This window comes from Parabacteroides sp. AF19-14, assembly GCF_003635485.1.
Lineage (GTDB): Bacteria > Bacteroidota > Bacteroidia > Bacteroidales > Tannerellaceae > Parabacteroides > Parabacteroides distasonis.
Genome location: NZ_QTMJ01000003.1, coordinates 114,819 through 132,164 on the forward strand (window position 1 = coordinate 114,819; position 17,346 = coordinate 132,164).

Consider the following 17,346-nt stretch of genomic DNA (forward strand, 5'->3'; position numbering starts at 1 on the left):
TTTGCGCTCGGCGCATGGGAAAAAGGCCATCCTACGAATACGACACGCTAAGTCGGGAATGGTGAGAGATACCGATACGTATTATGAATACAAAACACCTATTTATAAATTTATTGCTTATGAAAACAATTTTACGAGGAATTAGTATGAGGTTGTCGCTCATCGCGATGGTCTTATGTTTATGCGCCGCATGGCCGGGGCATGGACTGGCTTGGGGTATGGCCGGGTCGGCGAGCCCGGCGGGAATGACACCCGGGGCTCGACAGAGCCAGGCGGAAGGGGAGGTACGGTTTTCCAATACTCTGGATCCTGTAGCTTATAGCTTTATCTACAAGTGGGATCCGATGGCTACTTGGAGCTTGAATTTCAATATCGAGAACTTCACGAAGGGCATGGCTGTACGTGTACAGCTGGCGAACACGGCGAATCCGGACGGGGTAGAGTTCCGCTTTGAGGATTCTGAGCCGGCGCAAACGTTAGACAATGGCGGCTTTTGGATACCGGACGAGAAGTTGACGGACTATGGATATAGCGTTGGGCTTCGTCTGCAAATGAATAGCTCGAAGGAGTGCGAGGCTGGCTATACCGTGAAAGTGTACAGCTCGCGAGACATGAGCACGGCTGCTTTAGTCTCCACCTGGCAAACGATACGATTTATGCTGGGTGATAAGGCTCCCACTATGGGAGAGTTGTTGCGTACATCCGGTGATTTGAACGAGGATATCCCTTTTGCGATCAACGTGACGAAGGCGGGTTTCCTGCAGGGGCAACACGCTAAGATGAAGATTTATCTGAATGGCCCTTCTGAAGGCTTGACCCTTTCCGGGCAGAACCTAAGTAAAGAGACTGGTCTATATAATGAGCCCATATACGTATTAGATATCCCTTCCTTCTCCGCTACGCAATTCACGTTGATGGCTCACGCCACGGAGGAATGGAACGGAACGGTTCAAGTGGATATTTGTGATGCGGACGGCAATAGGGTAGGGTATGGTAGCCAAGCACCGTTCGCTTTCCCAACCAATAACTCGCAGGACGATATAGCCGCCTTGAAAGCGATCGCCGAGGCCAATCCGCTGAACTCGGACTTGCAGAACTTCATCTCCAACAAGGAGTACCTGAAAGACAGGACGCAGGGTGATGGCTATAACGTGGGCGTGACATGGAATGAAGAATCCACGAGCCGGGTGAAATCCTTCTTTATCAAAGACTATAGAACCCGTACGGTTTCCAAGTTGGATTTATCGGCGTTATCCGGACTGGAAGAGTTGGATTTGGATGGTACCCAAGTTGAGAAATTGGATCTGTCGAAATTGACGAGACTGCGGAACTTGGGGTTGAGTGGTAATAATTCGCTTACTTGGGCTACGGTGACGTTGCCTACTCCGTTACCTCAAAATTTGAACGTTTATGGTTTTACTACAATCAAGGCTGGTACGCAAGTAGACAATAACAATGCTTACGCCGCAGCAGGTACGGAGATCGATCTATCCGCTTACGCTACGGCGGGTGGCGTGAAATCGGTATATCAATGGTACCTTATTGATCGGGCTACTGGTAAACGGACGAAAGCGACTATGCCGGCGGTATCCGGCAAGGAAGGTGCTTTCGTCTTTACCGGAAAGCCGGGTGAATATTATATGTGTTCGATTACCAATTCGAATTACGGCAATTGGTGTATGGAGACACCCCAGATCAAGGTAGCCCGTAACTCGGACAACTACTCCCCTGCAGACATCGCCGGATTGAAGAAGTTGGCTGCCGATAACCCGAATATCACCCAATTAAAGGAGTTCGTGGATAGCAAGGGCTGGGAACGCGAGAATTGGAACTCGTATCAAGACGTGATCCGTACGGACTGGAGCACGGACGAGGTCGGCCGGTTGACACATCTAGCTATTGAGTTTGATTGGAGCTCGAAGGATACGATCTCTCAATTAGACCTAAGCGCTTTCACCGAGCTGAAGTATTTCGATTGTGAGAATTTCATGAATATAGAGAAGCTGGATCTATCGAAGAATACGAAGCTGGAGCACCTGCATGTATATAGTAAGAATCTGGAGTCTCTTGACCTATCTAAATGTCCGGAACTGCAATATTTCGGATTTGGCACGCGATACACGGGCGAGGGATCTTACCAAAAAACGAAGTTGGCGAGACTGAACTTGACTGGTTGCTCGAAGTTGACGGAGCTTTACCTAGAGCATTTATCTTTGACTTCGTTGGATATCTCTTCCTTTAAGCGATTAAATAGGCTGACGATCGAGTATTGCCCAGACTTAAAGGTACAAGGCTTCGATAAGGCTACAAGCTTGACTTATGTGGCCTTGCCGCATACGAAGCAGTTCGCAGATCTGATAAAGAACTTGCCGGCGTTTATCCGTCATCTATATTTGCAAAATACGGAGTATGAGCTTCCTTCTGCGCAAGAGGGAAAGAATCTGGAGTCGTTGGGATTGCCGGAGTATCTGGAAAGTTTCGATCTGGCCCAGTATCCGAGCTTAAAAAACATGACGGTAGGGCATGGGCAATCTCTCTTGAAATATACGGGCTTGAAGAATTATCGGCAAAATGTAAGTTATGATGGACGAAGTGTCTTCCAGCTTACTTCTCCCTCCCATCCTGGAGATAAATATTGGTTCGAGAACGGCGATACGATCGACCTCTCCTCGGAGGCCGTGATCGATGGTATAGAGACCGTATTCTTGTGGGTAAACGCCAAATATAGGACAGAGGAGAAAGAGGCATTGAAGCCCGTGCTAAACCGTCCGGGTGTATTCGTGCTGGATAGCAAGGAGGAAAAATATGGAGACTATTATTGTAAACTGATGAATCCGAAGTTCTGTGAGATCACGGAGATCACTTATTTCTCCGGCTGGCAGATCGAGACCTCGCGCATCCATGTGGAGACCACCGTACCCCAAGTATTCGCCGAAAGCGACGTGGCTACCTTGGTACGTATCGTAGACGCTTCCAACAACAAGGCGTTGAGCGAGTGGTGGAGCAGTGGCGCATGGCAGACGAACGAGAACTCACAGTACGCACAAGCGATCTGGAACGATGAGAACCCCCGCCGCTTGACACATTTATATATGTATCAAATGGGCAATAACTTCGCTAAGGAGGTGGACCTATCTGCCTTGGATAAGCTACAAGAGTTGTCGCTTTACGGCAACCGGGTGGAGAAACTTACCTTGCCGAAGAATAATACCGTATTGCGCTCCTTGATGCTTGCCGGCAATACGCCGCTTTCTACCTTGATCGTCTCTATGTATCCTGCCTTGGAGTATCTGGATGTGGCCAATACTGGCCTAACGGCTATCGACCTGTCTAACAACAAGAACTTGAAAGAGCTATTCTTGAACTGGACGATGATTGAGGCGATGGACGATGAGATCGCCGCTCGATTGATCTCCTATGGCGTGCCGATGCCTACTATGCGGATCGACTTGGCCAAGTTCCCTGTGTTGAAGGCTTTATGCGCCTCTGGATCGCTCTTGGAATTTACCGGCGTGGAGAACCCGCGGCAATTGGAGTCTGCCGATGGTCTCGTGACGTTGCCGGTCGGTGAGGCCCGTGTGGGCGGTTTTGCGGCCTATGGAGAGACTATCGATCTTTCCGCGCAAAAGACCGTGGGAACTTCCGCCTCTCGCTTCGTTTGGACGGTTGGTAGCGATACGATTGCGCATACGGAGAATCGTCTCACGATCACGGACGATCTGCCCGCTAACTATCAAGTGGCTGGTCTCGTAACCAATCCGTTATTTCCGGGCTGGACAGTCCAATATGGAGCATGGATCTACACCTGCGACGGCGACGCGAACCTCGATAAGTCCGTGAACGTGCAGGACGTGACGGCTACGGTAAGCTACATCTTGAAAGACAAGGATAACATGATCCCCAACTTCGGTTTCGCCGAGGCGGACGTGAACTATAATAATAATGTAGAGATCGCTGACGTGATCGGCATCGCCAACATCATTCGCAATGAGCCGGTTACCAAGGCCAGTGCGCTGCGTTCCGAGGCTGAGGCTCCCGTACAAATGGAGCTCGAAGCTGACAACTTCCTGACCATGAATAGCCAAGTGCCGGTAGCCGGTATCTATCTGGAGTTGGTGGGAGCTATCGACGAGATCCCGTTATTGGGCGACGCCGCCAAGTTCATGCAGGCTTCCAGCTTGAACGGGGATACCTTGCGTGTGATCGCTTATAGCTTGGATGGCCGTACGATTCCTTCGGGCAAGAGCCGTATCATGCGTCTGCCGGCGGGCGTTACCTTGGTAGGGGCCTCCTTCTCCGACGCAAAGGCTAACAGCTTGAGGTCCGGTGGCGATGCGATCGTAACCTCCAACGCCCCGATCGAGGCGATCAGCCGCTTGGAGGCCGTCTCCAACTATCCGAACCCGTTCCGTGGCAGCACGACCTTCTCTTATCAACTGGAGGAACCCGCCCAGACGGTTATGATCCATGTATTCTCTGCGAACGGTGCGTTGACCGCGGTACTGAACGGTTTGCCCGGCGAGGTAGGCGAGAACCGCTATACGGTTGCCCTTCCTTTACCGGCGGGCGTTTACTACTACCGCTTGACGGCGAAGACAGGCCATGGTGTGAAGGCAAGTAATACTAACATCTTTATCTGTAAGTAAATTATGAAAATGAATCATATAAAACAATTATTCGTAGCCCTCTTCCTGCTGTTATCGGCGGGAACGGCTACCGCCGCCCAGTGGAAATTGGCGAAGACGAACCTGAACGCCGCTGGTAGCAAGGATACGCTCACCTTGAAGGTATCCGATAATACGGTAGATTTCTCCTCATTCCAAGTGGATTTCACCTTGCCGGCGGGCGTATTGCTGAGCGGTACGCCTATCCTCGGCGAGCTGGCGGACGATCATGCGCTCACGTGGAGCAAGCGCGCCGATGGCAGCTTCCGCTGCGTGGTATACAGCGTGAGGAATACCGAGATGAAGGCCCCGGGTGCCGTGCTACGCATTCCGGTAGAGCTGGCGGTCTCTTTCGTGGAAGGGACGTTCACGGCGAAGAACGGTCTCTTGTCCGACAAGGCATCCAAGGGACAGCCAGTCACGGATCTCACCGCTACCTTGACCTCTCATAAGGAAAAGGCCAAACTGGTCGTGAACGTATCGGGCTTGGAACAGGTGGTCAATACGGAGAAAGCCGCTGTATTGGACTGTAAGACCATCCCGGCGACCCTTCCTGATGGCAAGACCTTGACGATCGGGTACTATAAGGACGAGAAATGCACAGAAGTCGCAGGCGAATCAGACCGGAAGCAAGAAGGCATCTTCTTTGTCAAGGTATCCTATCCGGAAGACGCTGAATACGAGGCTTTCGAGCAAATCTATACCATGAGCCTGACAAGCAAGAAGGCTATCGCCGAGGGCGACATCACTCCCCCGACTGCCGCAAGCATCAAGGCGGGCCAATCGCTTTCAACCTCCTTGCTGTCCGGCGGTAGCGTTACAGATGAGGGATATCTGGTAGCCGGTACCTTCGCTTGGACATACGGAAACACCGTGGTGCCGGCAGGTACGCATGAGTACTCCGTGACGTTCTATCCGGATAACTCTTCTTATTACAATACGGCGGCGTTGTCCGTGGCGGTCAAGGTAGACACGACCTATAAGGTCACCGCTGTACAGACAACGGGTGGTGCCGTAAACGTATTAGGCAAGGCTGAGGATAACGTGTATGTAAAGGGTCAAAAGATCTCCTTGGTAGCGACCCCTCTACCCAACTATCAGCTTTCAAGCTGGTCGATCGCGGGCGAGAGCGTAGACTTGGGCAAGAAAGACACGCTCACGGTTACGGTAGGTGCGGATCGAACCTATAGCGCCAACTTTACCCCGATCCTGCATAAGGTATCTATCGAGACATTCGGCGATGCCAGCGGCGACCTTAAAGTGACCACGCCGGACGATCAGGCGGCGGATGGGCAGAAGCCGGTCTCAAATGGTGATGAATTGCAGCAAGGCTCGATCCTACAGATTGCGGCAATCCCGAGCGTGAACACCCAGCTGAAATCATTGCAGATAAACGGGGAGTCGCTCAAGGGCGACAAGGTAACGCTGACCGGGCCTTTGACGATCAAAGCCGTATTCGAGCCTAAACCGGTCAACATGGCCCTTGTCACCCTCGAAAAGAAGAACATGGAGCACGGCTCTATCTTATTATATAAGGAAGACGGTACGCTGATCACTTCCGGCTCTACCGTAGCGGTAGGCTCGAAGATTCGGGTAATCTCCCTTCCGGATGCCGGGTATAAGCTGGAGGGTAACGTCGGTCTGTCCGGCGTGACAAGACCCGGCACCGACAATCTATGCGCCGTGACCGGCGATATCACGTTGGTAAATGCCTCTTTCGTTGCGAAAGGATATGCTGTGACCACCTCCGCCGTAAGCAGCAACCCGAGCCAGACCGCCTCCGGTACGATCACCTTGAGTAAAGAGGGTGAGGATGGTAGTTGGACTGAAGTAGGCAGTGGTGAAGAACTGGCATATGGAACGAGAGTGCGCATAGCTAAAGCGGAAGGGCAAGCCGGCGCAAGCTTGCTTACCATCTTGGCGAACAGCAAGGAAATATCCCAGAGTGATATCTTGACCGTAACCGGCCCCTTGACCGTGACGGCCGTGTTTGACCATCGGGTGAAGATCAAGAGGGAATATATCCTTTGGCCGTATCAGGAATACTACTACAGTGGCGTATCCCGCCCCTTCACGCCTTTCGCCTCGCAGACTTACGCAGGCTTCTCGTTCGATGTCAAGTATAAGATAAATGACGGTGAGGAAACTTCGACGGCTATTGATGCGGGCGATTATACGGTCGTATTGAGGCGTGCCGAGGATGGCTTGTATGAGGCGTTTGAAGAGATCTATCCGGATCCTAATAAGCCGGATGGACGTGTAGGCTTGAAAATTAAAAAGTCTAAAGTGACGATAACGAAGGCTCCTACATCGCATGGAGCGAATCCTGGCACTCGACCGGGTACTGAGTTCGTGAATATTATATCAGAGACGAAGGATAATGTAACGACATACAAGATTACACCGAAAGGTGATGCTCTTAAGAATTACGAGGGTACGACTATTTACTATTATTCAACGAATCCTGTTGTGAACTTCTCTTTAGGTAATAGCACTCCTGTTTTACGTTCGAGTAATGGATCGCAACCGGAGGGTGTGAGGATTACGAATGGTGGTCTTCCTTGTGATTTGAATGATATTCGAGCAGGGGTAACGATCACATTGGAGGCTGTTGCGCCTGTAGGTCAGCACTTCGTTGAGTGGTCAGACAAAAATAGTGACAATCCAAGGGTATACCAAGTAACGGGAGATGTCGAGATTTATCCTATATATGCTCCTAAAGATGAATACCCAGCGTGTACATTGGCTAAGTCATCTGAATATAATGGCATGGCACAAACCGTGGAGGTAAAAGGTAGTGATACTTCTTGCGTGATCTCTTTCTACCAGAATGAAGAAGATTGTAATGCCGAGGTTAATAAAGTGCCATTGAAGAATCCGGGTACATATTATGTACGTGTTGATCGTCCGGAAGATAAAACTTATAAATCTTATACGAAGGTGTTTACTTATGAGATTACTTTGGGTACACCTACGGTTACATGGCCTGCGGCTTCCGATATATTGTCCGGTCAAAAACTATCCGAGTCTGTTTTACAAGGCGGTCACGCCGGTATCGTAGCCGGAACATTCGCTTGGAGCGATCCGGATAAGGAGATTACCGAAAAGGGAATGCAAGAGATTGCCTTCACGCCGACCGATCCGAATTATAAGCCGGTTAGTAGCAAGATAGAGGTGAAGGTTGTCTCCTCTACCTCTTCCTCCACCGATCCGGAAACCCCGGTCATTCCTGTGGATCCCGTAGACCCGGAGAACCCGGACGTGCCTACCGGCGTGGAGTCCATCGAGGAGGGTATGAGCCTGTATACGGCCAACCAATCCATCTTCGTGGATATGCCGCAGGAGGTTGCCTTGAAGGTGGTTGACGTAGCCGGTATCGTTATTTTCGAAGGAAAGGTTTGCGGCAAGATGGAGATTCCGGTAGGTCATGCCGGTGTCTATTTCTTGAAGTGTACCGCTCCAGATGCCTCGTTCGTGAAGAAGGTCGTGGTTCGTTAGCGCGAGCCGTTTTTATCGTATCATAACACTGCCCATCATAAGGTCTTTATGATGGGCATCGTAAGCAGCTTATACTGCCCATCGTTACGACCTAACGATGGGCAGTGTTATTTAGTAACAGATGCAATTGTTTATCTTACGTTTTATAAGAAATATACTGCAAAAAACTTCGAATTATATTTGGTGGTATCAAAAAAGGCCGTATCTTTGCAACGTTCAAACAAAAACAATAAAGACAAGAACAATGACACGCAACTTGCAAAATAGTCTCATTATTTCTCTAAACATTATTCTACTCTGGGAACGGGATAGGAAGTGAGACTGTATGCTTTGCGAGCATTACGATAGATGAAAGAGCCTTTCTCACTTCCTTGTGAGAGAGGCTTTTTTAGTTAGTATAGGATATTAGTAAATTAAGAATATAAGATTATGTCAGACAGATTATTTATTTTCGACACCACCTTACGTGATGGTGAACAGGTTCCGGGATGCCAGTTGAATACAGTGGAAAAGATTCAAGTAGCTAAGGCGTTGGAACAGCTAGGTGTTGATGTGATCGAGGCTGGTTTCCCTGTCTCCAGTCCCGGGGATTTTAAGAGTGTGGTTGAGATCTCAAAGGCCGTGACTTGGCCGACCATCTGTGCCTTGACCCGTGCGGTGGAGAAAGATATCGACGTGGCAGCCGAGGCGTTGAAATTCGCTAAGCGAGGACGTATTCATACGGGTATCGGTACTTCTGATTCTCATATCAAATACAAGTTTAACTCCACGAGAGAGGAGATTATAGAGCGTGCGATCGCCGCCACGAAATACGCTAAAAAGTATGTGGAGGACGTAGAATTCTACTGTGAGGATGCCGGGCGTACGGATAATGAATATCTGGCCCGTGTCGTGGAGGCCGTGATCAAGGCCGGGGCTACCGTAGTGAATATCCCGGATACGACAGGATATTGCTTGCCGGATGAGTACGGGGCGAAGATTAAGTATCTGATGGAACATGTGGATGGCGTACATAACGCTATTCTTTCCACTCATTGCCATAATGACTTGGGCATGGCTACTGCGAATACCGTACAAGGCGTGTTGAACGGAGCCCGTCAGGTGGAGGTAACCGTAAACGGTATCGGTGAGCGTGCGGGTAACACGTCATTGGAAGAAGTCGCCATGGTTTTCAAGAGCCATAAAGAACGTGATATCATCACCAATATCACGACGAATAAGATCTATAGTACGAGCCGTATGGTTTCTAGCTTGATGAATATGCCGGTACAACCGAATAAGGCTATTGTCGGACGTAACGCGTTCGCTCACTCCTCCGGTATCCACCAAGATGGCGTTTTGAAGAATGCCCAAACCTACGAGATCATCGATCCGAAGGATGTGGGTATCGATGATAACGCGATCGTATTGACTGCTCGTAGCGGTCGTGCGGCGTTGAAGCATCGCCTGCATGTTTTAGGTGTGGATCTGGAGCAGGAGAAATTGGACAAGGTGTATGATGAGTTCTTGAAACTGGCCGATCGTAAGAAAGATATTAATGATGATGATGTTTTGATGTTGGTCGGAAAGGATCGTACGGCCACACACCGTATTAAATTGGAATATTTACAGGTAACTAGTGGTGTTGGAGTACAATCAGTCGCAAGTATTTGTTTAAATTTGTCGGGAGTAAGAAAATACGAGGCTGCGGCTGGTAACGGTCCGGTTGACGCAGGCATCAAGGCGGTGAAAAAAGCCATTAGTAATAGTGACATGACGATTCAGGAATTCTTGATTCAAGCCATTAATAAAGGTAGCGATGATACGGGCAAGGTGCATATGCAGGTAGAGTATAACGGGGCTACCTATTATGGGTTCTCCGCGAATACCGATATTATCGCCGCTTCCGTGGAGGCTTTCGTGGACGCCATCAATAAGTTTATAGTAGACTAAAAATAGACAAGACAATGAGCAAGACATTATTTGAGAAAATCTGGGACAAACACGTGGTGGACACGTTGCCCGACGGAACCATACAATTGTATATCGACCGTCTGTATTGTCATGAGGTGACTAGCCCGCAGGCTTTCGCCGGATTACGTGCACGTGGATTGAAGCCCTTCCGTCCCGCGCAAATCACTTGTATGCCGGACCACAACATCCCGACATTGAACCAAGATAAGCCTATCGAGGACCCTATATCCAAGAATCAAGTGGATACCTTGGAAGAGAACGCGAAGTATTTCGGCTTGACGTATTACGGTCTTCAACATCCGAAGAATGGTATCATCCATGTGGTAGGTCCGGAGACAGGCTTGACGCAGCCGGGTATGACGATCGTTTGTGGCGACTCCCATACTTCTACGCACGGTGCCATGGGCGCTATCGCCTTCGGTATCGGTACGAGCGAGGTGGAGATGACCTTGGCTACCCAATGTATCATGCAGCGTAAGCCGAAAACGATGCGTATCACGATCGATGGTGTACGCAAACCGGGCGTTACGGCGAAGGACTTTGCCTTATACATTATTAGTAAGATGAGTACCAGCGGTGCTACGGGCTATTTCGTAGAGTACGCTGGCGAGGCGATTCGTAATACGACCATGGAGGAACGTCTGACGATCTGTAACCTTTCGATCGAGATGGGTGCCCGTGGCGGTATGATCGCTCCGGATGATGTTACTTTCGATTATTTGAAAGACCGTGAGTTTGCCCCGAGAGGCGAGGAATGGGAGCGGAAGGTGAGCGAGTGGCGTCAGCTATATAGTGATCCGGACGCTAAGTTCGATAAAGAGATCGTTTTCCACGCCGAGGATATCGACCCGATGGTTACGTACGGTACGAACCCGGGCATGGGTATGAGTATCAGCAAAGATATCCCCTCCTTAGAAAGCGTGCCCGAGGCAGGCCGTATCTCTTATAAGAAGTCTTTGGATTATATGGGCTTCAAGGCAGGCGAGTCTATGTTGGGTAAGAAAGTGGATTATGTCTTTTTAGGTAGCTGTACGAATGGCCGTATCGAGGATTTCCGTGCTTTCGCCTCTTTGGTGAAAGGAAAGAAGAAAGCGGATGATGTAACGGTTTGGCTGGTTCCCGGCAGTTGGCAGGTAGAACGGGAGATTCGTGCCGAGGGGATCGACAAGGTTTTGGCCGAGGCCGGCTTCGTCCTTCGTCAACCGGGATGTTCCGCTTGTCTGGCGATGAATGAGGATAAGGTTCCGGCGGGTAAATATGCGGTCTCCACTTCCAACCGTAATTTCGAGGGCCGCCAAGGACCGGGTGCTCGCACCATCTTGGCGGGGCCGCTTGTGGCCGCCGCCGCCGCTGTGACAGGTAAGATCACGGACCCGAGAGAACTGATGTAAAGACTAATCTAATAAAGTAGCATAAGATGAAAACAAAATTCAATATAATCACAAGCACTTGCGTGCCTCTTCCTTTAGAGAACGTGGATACCGACCAGATTATCCCAGCCCGCTTTCTGAAAGCGACTACCAAGGAAGGGTTCGGCGAGAACTTATTCCGGGATTGGCGATATGATAAGGAAGGTAATAAGATCGAATCATTCGTCTTGAACGATCCTACGTATAGCGGAAAGATATTGGTAGCGGGAAAGAACTTTGGTTCCGGTTCCAGCCGTGAGCATGCGGCTTGGGCGATCGCCGATTACGGTTTCCGTGTCGTGGTCTCCAGTTTCTTCGCCGATATCCATAAAAACAACGAGTTGAACAACTTCGTGCTGCCGGTTGTTGTGACTGAAGAGTTCCTCGCTGAATTGTTCGATTCGATTTACAAGGACCCGAAAACTGAGGTCGAGGTAAATCTACCGGAGCAAACGATCACGAACAAGGCTACGGGCAAAAGCGAGCATTTCGAGATCAACGCCTATAAAAAGGATTGCCTGATCAACGGATTGGACGATATCGACTATTTACTGGCAAATAAATCAAAGATAGAAGCCTTCGAGGCAGCACGCTGATTATGATAGAAATAATGGATACAACCCTCAGAGATGGGGAGCAAACTTCGGGCGTCTCCTTCGCCGCTCACGAGAAGCTCAGCATAGCGCAAGTGCTGCTGAGTGACTTAGGCGTGAACCGGGTGGAGATCGCCTCCGCCCGTGTGTCGGACGGAGAGTTTGAGGCCGTGAAGCGTGTAGCCGCTTGGGCCGCCCGTTCCGGAAACCTAGACAAATTGGAGGTCTTGGGTTTCGTGGATGGTACGGTCTCTCTCGACTGGATTGAATCCGCAGGTTGCCGTGTCGTGAACTTGCTTTGCAAGGGCTCTTATAAGCATGTCACCGAACAGCTTCGAAAGACTCCCGAGCAACACGTTGACGATATTCGTACGGTCGTATTGGAAGCGGCGAAACGGAAGATCGACGTGAATATCTATTTGGAGGACTGGTCGAACGGTATCAAGCATTCCCCGGATTACGTATTCTTGGTAATCGATGCGTTGAAAGGACTTCCGATTCGCCGTTTCATGCTTCCGGATACCTTGGGAGTCTTGAATCCCGGAAATACCTACGAGTATTGCAAGATGATGGTGGACCGTTACCCGGATTTACGGTTTGACTTCCATGCGCATAACGACTATGATCTTGCCGTCGCGAATGTATATTCCGCCATCCGTGCGGGTATCAAGGGAATCCATACGACCGTGAACGGTTTGGGAGAGCGTGCGGGTAACGCTCCTTTGAGTAGCGTACTTGCCGTTATCAAGGACCAGTTGGGAGAGGAGACGAGCTTGAGGGAGGAAAAGATAAACAAGGCTAGCCGTTTGGTTGAGACCTACTCCGGGGTGCATATCCCGCCCAATAAGCCGATCATCGGAGAGCATGTGTTTACGCAGTGCGCCGGTGTTCACGCAGACGGTGATAGCAAGAATAACTTGTATTGCAACGACTTGCTTCCTGAACGTTTCGGACGGGTTCGCGAGTACGCCTTGGGCAAGACCTCCGGAAAAGCGAATATCCGCAAGAATCTGGAAGCGCTCGGTATCGACATGGATGAGGGCTCGATGCGTAAGGTTACGGAACGGATCATTGAGTTAGGGGATAAGAAAGAAATGGTTACCCCGGAGGATCTTCCTTATATTATCAGCGATGTGCTTCATCATGATAATGCGCTGGAGGATCAGAAAATCCGGATCTTGAACTATTCCTTATCCTTGGCCCAAGGGTTGAAACCGGTGGCTACCTTGAAGATCGAGATCAATGGCGAGGCTTACGAGGAATCGGCTTCCGGTGATGGACAATACGACGCTTTCGTTCGTGCCTTACGCCGGATTTATTCCCGTTTGAACCGCCCGTTCCCGATGTTGACGAACTATTCGGTATCCATCCCGCCGGGAGGACGTACGGATGCGTTCGTGCAGACGGTTATCAGCTGGAATTATGCCGGGGTCGATTTCAAGACTCGTGGTCTGGACGCTGATCAGACCGAGGCGGCGATCAAGGCGACATTGAAGATGCTGAACAAGATAGAGGATTAATAATTAAAAAGGTAAAGGGTATGAAAAAGTTGACTATCGCGCTTGTAGCGCACGACAATCGTAAGGCGGAAATGGTAGAATGGGCGGTACATAACGCTGAGTTCTTGTCTCACCACCATATTGTTTGTACGGGTACGACCGGAAATTTGGTTCGTAAAGCTCTCGAGGAAAAAGGGGTGAACGCGGATATTGCTTGCATGCATTCCGGTCCGATGGGAGGCGATGCTGAGATTGCCGCTATGGTTGTCCGTAAAGAGATCGATTTGGCGGTCTTTTTGATAGACGACTTGAATCCGCAACCGCACGAGGCCGACATCCAGATGTTGCTTCGCCAGTGCCGTGTTCATAACGTACCTATCGCTTGTAACCGTTATAGCGCCGACTTGATGATTACAAGTACCCTGTGGGATGATGACACGTATTTCCCCACGGAGCCTAAGTATGTACATTTTAACAGAGAATAATAACAAACATTTACGATGAAACTGAATATAGCAGTACTTCCCGGAGACGGGATCGGACCAGAGATTTCCGTGCAAGGCGTGGAAGTAATGAGTGCCGTTTGTGAGAAATTTGGACATGAGGTTCACTATGAGTATGCCCTTTGTGGCGCTGACGCGATCGATAAGGTAGGTGATCCTTTCCCGGAGGAGACCTATCGGATTTGTAAGGATGCCGACGCTGTTCTTTTCTCGGCCGTAGGTGATCCTAAGTTTGATAATGATCCGACAGCGAAAGTACGCCCGGAGCAAGGTCTTTTGGCGATGCGTAAGAAGTTGGGCCTGTTCGCTAATATCCGTCCGGTGCAGACCTTCAAATGCTTATTGCATAAATCGCCGTTGCGTGCCGAATTGGTGGATGGCGCGGATTTCTTATGTATCCGTGAGTTGACCGGTGGTATGTATTTCGGTGAGAAATATCAAGACAACGATAAGGCATACGATACGAATATGTATACCCGCCCGGAAATCGAGCGTATCTTGAAAGTGGGCTTCGAGTATGCGATGAAACGGAATAAGCACCTGACGGTTGTTGACAAGGCGAACGTACTTGCCTCTTCCCGTCTATGGCGCCAGATCGCTCAGGAGATGGCTCCTAGCTATCCGGAAGTAACGACAGACTATATGTATGTGGACAATGCCGCTATGCGTATGATCCAAGAGCCGAAATTCTTCGACGTGATGGTAACCGAGAATACGTTTGGTGATATCTTGACGGACGAGGGTTCTTGCATCAGCGGCTCTATGGGCTTGCTGCCTTCCGCTTCTACCGGAGAGAGTACACCGGTTTTCGAGCCGATTCATGGCTCTTGGCCGCAGGCGAAAGGGATGAATATCGCGAACCCCTTGGCGCAAATTCTTTCAGTAGCGATGTTATTCGAGTATTTCGACCTCAAAGAAGAGGGAGCCTTGATCCGTGAAGCCGTAGACGCTTCCCTCGACGCGAATGTCCGTACGCCGGAAATCCAAGTGGAAGGTGGAGCGAAATATGGAACGAAAGAAGTGGGTAGTTGGATTGTCAATTATATCACGGAAAAGTAGTATAAATAGGCCGATTTCGCACCAGTAGTGGCGCAGGCTCACACGTATAGTGGCATCGGCTCACGCGAGTAGTGGCGTAGGCCAATACCACTACTCGCGTGAGCCGATGCTACTATACGTATAAAAACAACCTTAACGAGCCATCTTCATCAACTCGTCGATAGTCGTTTTATCATATCCCATATCCTCAGCTTTCTTGAAGTCTAAGGCGGCCGATGCCTTCTCATATTGGGCGAGTTTTACTTTGCCTCGCAATACATATAAAGCGGCTGTCGGGGTACTTTCCACGAAAACACGATTGATATCGGCCATAGCCCGGGCGTTCTTGCCCATCATGAAGTATAGATCGGCACGGCCTTCGTATAAGATCCATTCACGGGGCATCTCGCTGATCAAGTAATTAAAGATGCGTTCGCTCTCATCGTAATTCCCCCGTAGCTTTTCGAGAATCGCGTGTCCCAGACGTCCTTTCACGGATTTTTCGTTTACTTCCAGTATCTTATCGAAATCCTGCTCGGCCAAAAGATAGTTCTTATGTTGTAAATGAAGCATTGCCCTGCAATATAACGCCTCTTGATGATGGGGGTTCAAGATTAATAGGGCATTGTAATCGTTCGTCGCTTTTTCGATCTCACCCATTTCCGTATATAAGCCGGCACGATTTTCCAGTATGGCCTCATTATTCGGATGGCGGCTTAGGGCGGCGGTATAGGAGAGAAGGGCATCTTCCAGTTTCCCTTGTCTGCGCTGTATCGTCCCGAGATTCATGAGCAAGGCGTAGTTGTTGGGGTTGCCCGGTTCGAGGCGCATGGCGGCTCGTAGGCTCTCTTCGGCGGAGACTAAGTCGTTCTTGTCCAAGAAGTCAAAACTTTTCTCGACAAACTTCTCGTATGTCTGAGCGTGGCCATAGCCTATTGAAAGGAAAAGGGCGGCGAGTATCGCAAGGATTTTCATGCTGTCGAATTTAACGTGTTATTTGATTGATCGCAAAGCTACGTAATTATTTCATGGTTTTACCAGATTAAAAAAACTTTATACCTTTGCTACATTTCATAATATTTTGGAAGATCAGATTGTTATATAATTAATAGATTAATTAAAATAGAAGAGATATGGTATTATTAGCAGCTGTAGAAGCTAGTTCTAAATTAGAGGAAGCTATCAGATCATTGGTTGAGCATGGCTCCCAATTGGGTTTTACGATTATTAAAGCCCTTATTGTCTTCTTGGTGGGACGATTGGTTATAAACTTACTTAATAAACTGGTTCGGAAGATATTGAGCAAACGGGATATCGATCCTTCTGTCAAGACTTTTGTCGGCAGTTTGGTGAATGTCAGTTTAACCATTTTATTGATTATTTCAGTCGTAGGGGCGTTAGGCGTTCAAACTACGTCGTTTGCCGCCTTATTGGCTTCCGCCGGTGTCGCTGTCGGTATGGCATTGAGCGGTAACCTGTCAAACTTTGCCGGTGGATTGATCATCCTTCTTTTCAAGCCTTATAAGGTGGGTGATTATATTGAGGCGCAGGGCGTTGGCGGTACCGTGAAAGAAGTCCAGATGTTTCATACCGTATTAGGTACGGTTGATAATAAGGTCATTTATATACCGAACGGCTCTTTGAGCAGTGGCGTTGTGACTAATTTCAGTAACCAGACGACTCGCCGTGTAGACTGGACTTTTGGCGTGGAATACGGCAGCGATTATGAGAAAGTAAAGCAAGTGATAGAGTCTGTATTAGCGAAGGATTCCCGCATCTTGTCCGAGCCGGCCGCTCCGTTTATCGCCTTGACAGCCTTGGCGGACAGCAGCGTAAACGTGGTGGTACGTGTTTGGGTAAACAGTTCCGACTATTGGGGCGTGTATTTCGATATTAACAAGAATATCTACGCGACCTTCAATGAGGTAGGTATCGGTTTCCCATTCCCGCAACTTACCGTACACCAAGCGAAGGATTGAAGTTCGTGATAATCTATGACTTGTCCTTAAAAGGAATCTCTTTGTTCAAAAATCTTTGAGTTTCGTTAGATGTGCGGTTATTTTATAGATGGTTGAACAAAAAGATTTATCTTTGTGAATCGCAAATTAGAGATTAGACACAGAGTGTATACGATATTACGGAACTTTATTTTATTACTTTAGTATTTTTATTTGATTATATTTAAGTAG

Annotated in this window: 10 protein-coding genes; 9 read left to right on the top strand and 1 reads right to left on the bottom strand. The window is 49.2% G+C overall.

The annotated features are described in order from the left end of the window. The first annotated feature begins 119 nt into the window (after positions 1 to 119). The 8 genes from DWX33_RS03810 (at position 120) to leuB (ending at position 15,178) form a co-directional block, all read left to right on the top strand. Positions 120 to 4,646, top strand: coding sequence for a T9SS type A sorting domain-containing protein (locus DWX33_RS03810; protein WP_122379875.1), 4,527 nt, complete (start codon positions 120 to 122; stop codon positions 4,644 to 4,646). Between the two features lie 9 nt (positions 4,647 to 4,655). Then, positions 4,656 to 8,162 carry a hypothetical protein gene (locus tag DWX33_RS03815; RefSeq protein WP_233570117.1) on the top strand — a complete coding sequence of 1,169 codons (3,507 nt, stop codon included), beginning with the start codon at positions 4,656 to 4,658 and terminating at the stop codon, positions 8,160 to 8,162. Positions 8,163 to 8,591: 429 nt separating this feature from the next. Then, positions 8,592 to 10,094 (top strand): 2-isopropylmalate synthase, encoded by a 1,503-nt coding sequence (locus tag DWX33_RS03820; RefSeq protein WP_048927576.1) that lies wholly within the window; start codon positions 8,592 to 8,594, stop codon positions 10,092 to 10,094. A 14-nt stretch (positions 10,095 to 10,108) separates the two neighbouring features. Beyond that, positions 10,109 to 11,506: a 3-isopropylmalate dehydratase large subunit gene (leuC, locus tag DWX33_RS03825; RefSeq protein ID WP_005864399.1), complete on the top strand. Its 1,398-nt coding sequence runs from the start codon at positions 10,109 to 10,111 to the stop codon at positions 11,504 to 11,506. 26 nt (positions 11,507 to 11,532) lie between these two features. Then, the gene (gene leuD / locus DWX33_RS03830; protein ID WP_005854475.1) at positions 11,533 to 12,120 is read left to right on the top strand and encodes a 3-isopropylmalate dehydratase small subunit; all 588 of its coding nucleotides are present in this window, start codon (positions 11,533 to 11,535) and stop codon (positions 12,118 to 12,120) included. A gap of 2 nt (positions 12,121 to 12,122) precedes the next feature. Continuing rightward, on the top strand, positions 12,123 to 13,637 hold the full coding sequence (locus DWX33_RS03835) for an alpha-isopropylmalate synthase regulatory domain-containing protein (protein WP_057326665.1): 1,515 nt from the start codon (positions 12,123 to 12,125) through the stop codon (positions 13,635 to 13,637). A gap of 20 nt (positions 13,638 to 13,657) precedes the next feature. Further along, positions 13,658 to 14,101, top strand: coding sequence for a methylglyoxal synthase (locus tag DWX33_RS03840; protein WP_005854477.1), 444 nt, complete (start codon positions 13,658 to 13,660; stop codon positions 14,099 to 14,101). A gap of 15 nt (positions 14,102 to 14,116) precedes the next feature. Then, positions 14,117 to 15,178: a 3-isopropylmalate dehydrogenase gene (gene leuB / locus DWX33_RS03845; protein ID WP_122379877.1), complete on the top strand. Its 1,062-nt coding sequence runs from the start codon at positions 14,117 to 14,119 to the stop codon at positions 15,176 to 15,178. 132 nt (positions 15,179 to 15,310) lie between these two features. On the opposite strand, the gene DWX33_RS03850 is transcribed toward leuB, so the two are convergent. Then, complete coding sequence (locus DWX33_RS03850; RefSeq protein ID WP_008780061.1) at positions 15,311 to 16,132, bottom strand: tetratricopeptide repeat protein; 822 nt, start codon at positions 16,130 to 16,132, stop codon at positions 15,311 to 15,313. A gap of 158 nt (positions 16,133 to 16,290) precedes the next feature. Here DWX33_RS03850 and DWX33_RS03855 point away from each other — a divergent pair, with 158 nt between their 5' ends. Then, complete coding sequence (locus DWX33_RS03855) at positions 16,291 to 17,136, top strand: mechanosensitive ion channel family protein (RefSeq protein ID WP_005854480.1); 846 nt, start codon at positions 16,291 to 16,293, stop codon at positions 17,134 to 17,136. Positions 17,137 to 17,346 lie beyond the last annotated feature (210 nt).

What these genes read in the sequence shown, in the direction of transcription:
- DWX33_RS03810 (WP_122379875.1), top strand. Translation starts at nt 120, where the DNA reads ATGAAAACAATTTTACGAGGAATTAGTATGAGGTTGTCGCTCATCGCG.
- DWX33_RS03815 (WP_233570117.1), top strand. Translation starts at nt 4,656, where the DNA reads ATGAATCATATAAAACAATTATTCGTAGCCCTCTTCCTGCTGTTATCG.
- DWX33_RS03820 (WP_048927576.1), top strand. Translation starts at nt 8,592, where the DNA reads ATGTCAGACAGATTATTTATTTTCGACACCACCTTACGTGATGGTGAA.
- leuC (WP_005864399.1), top strand. Translation starts at nt 10,109, where the DNA reads ATGAGCAAGACATTATTTGAGAAAATCTGGGACAAACACGTGGTGGAC.
- leuD (WP_005854475.1), top strand. Translation starts at nt 11,533, where the DNA reads ATGAAAACAAAATTCAATATAATCACAAGCACTTGCGTGCCTCTTCCT.
- DWX33_RS03835 (WP_057326665.1), top strand. Translation starts at nt 12,123, where the DNA reads ATGATAGAAATAATGGATACAACCCTCAGAGATGGGGAGCAAACTTCG.
- DWX33_RS03840 (WP_005854477.1), top strand. Translation starts at nt 13,658, where the DNA reads ATGAAAAAGTTGACTATCGCGCTTGTAGCGCACGACAATCGTAAGGCG.
- leuB (WP_122379877.1), top strand. Translation starts at nt 14,117, where the DNA reads ATGAAACTGAATATAGCAGTACTTCCCGGAGACGGGATCGGACCAGAG.
- DWX33_RS03850 (WP_008780061.1), bottom strand. Translation starts at nt 16,132, where the DNA reads ATGAAAATCCTTGCGATACTCGCCGCCCTTTTCCTTTCAATAGGCTAT.
- DWX33_RS03855 (WP_005854480.1), top strand. Translation starts at nt 16,291, where the DNA reads ATGGTATTATTAGCAGCTGTAGAAGCTAGTTCTAAATTAGAGGAAGCT.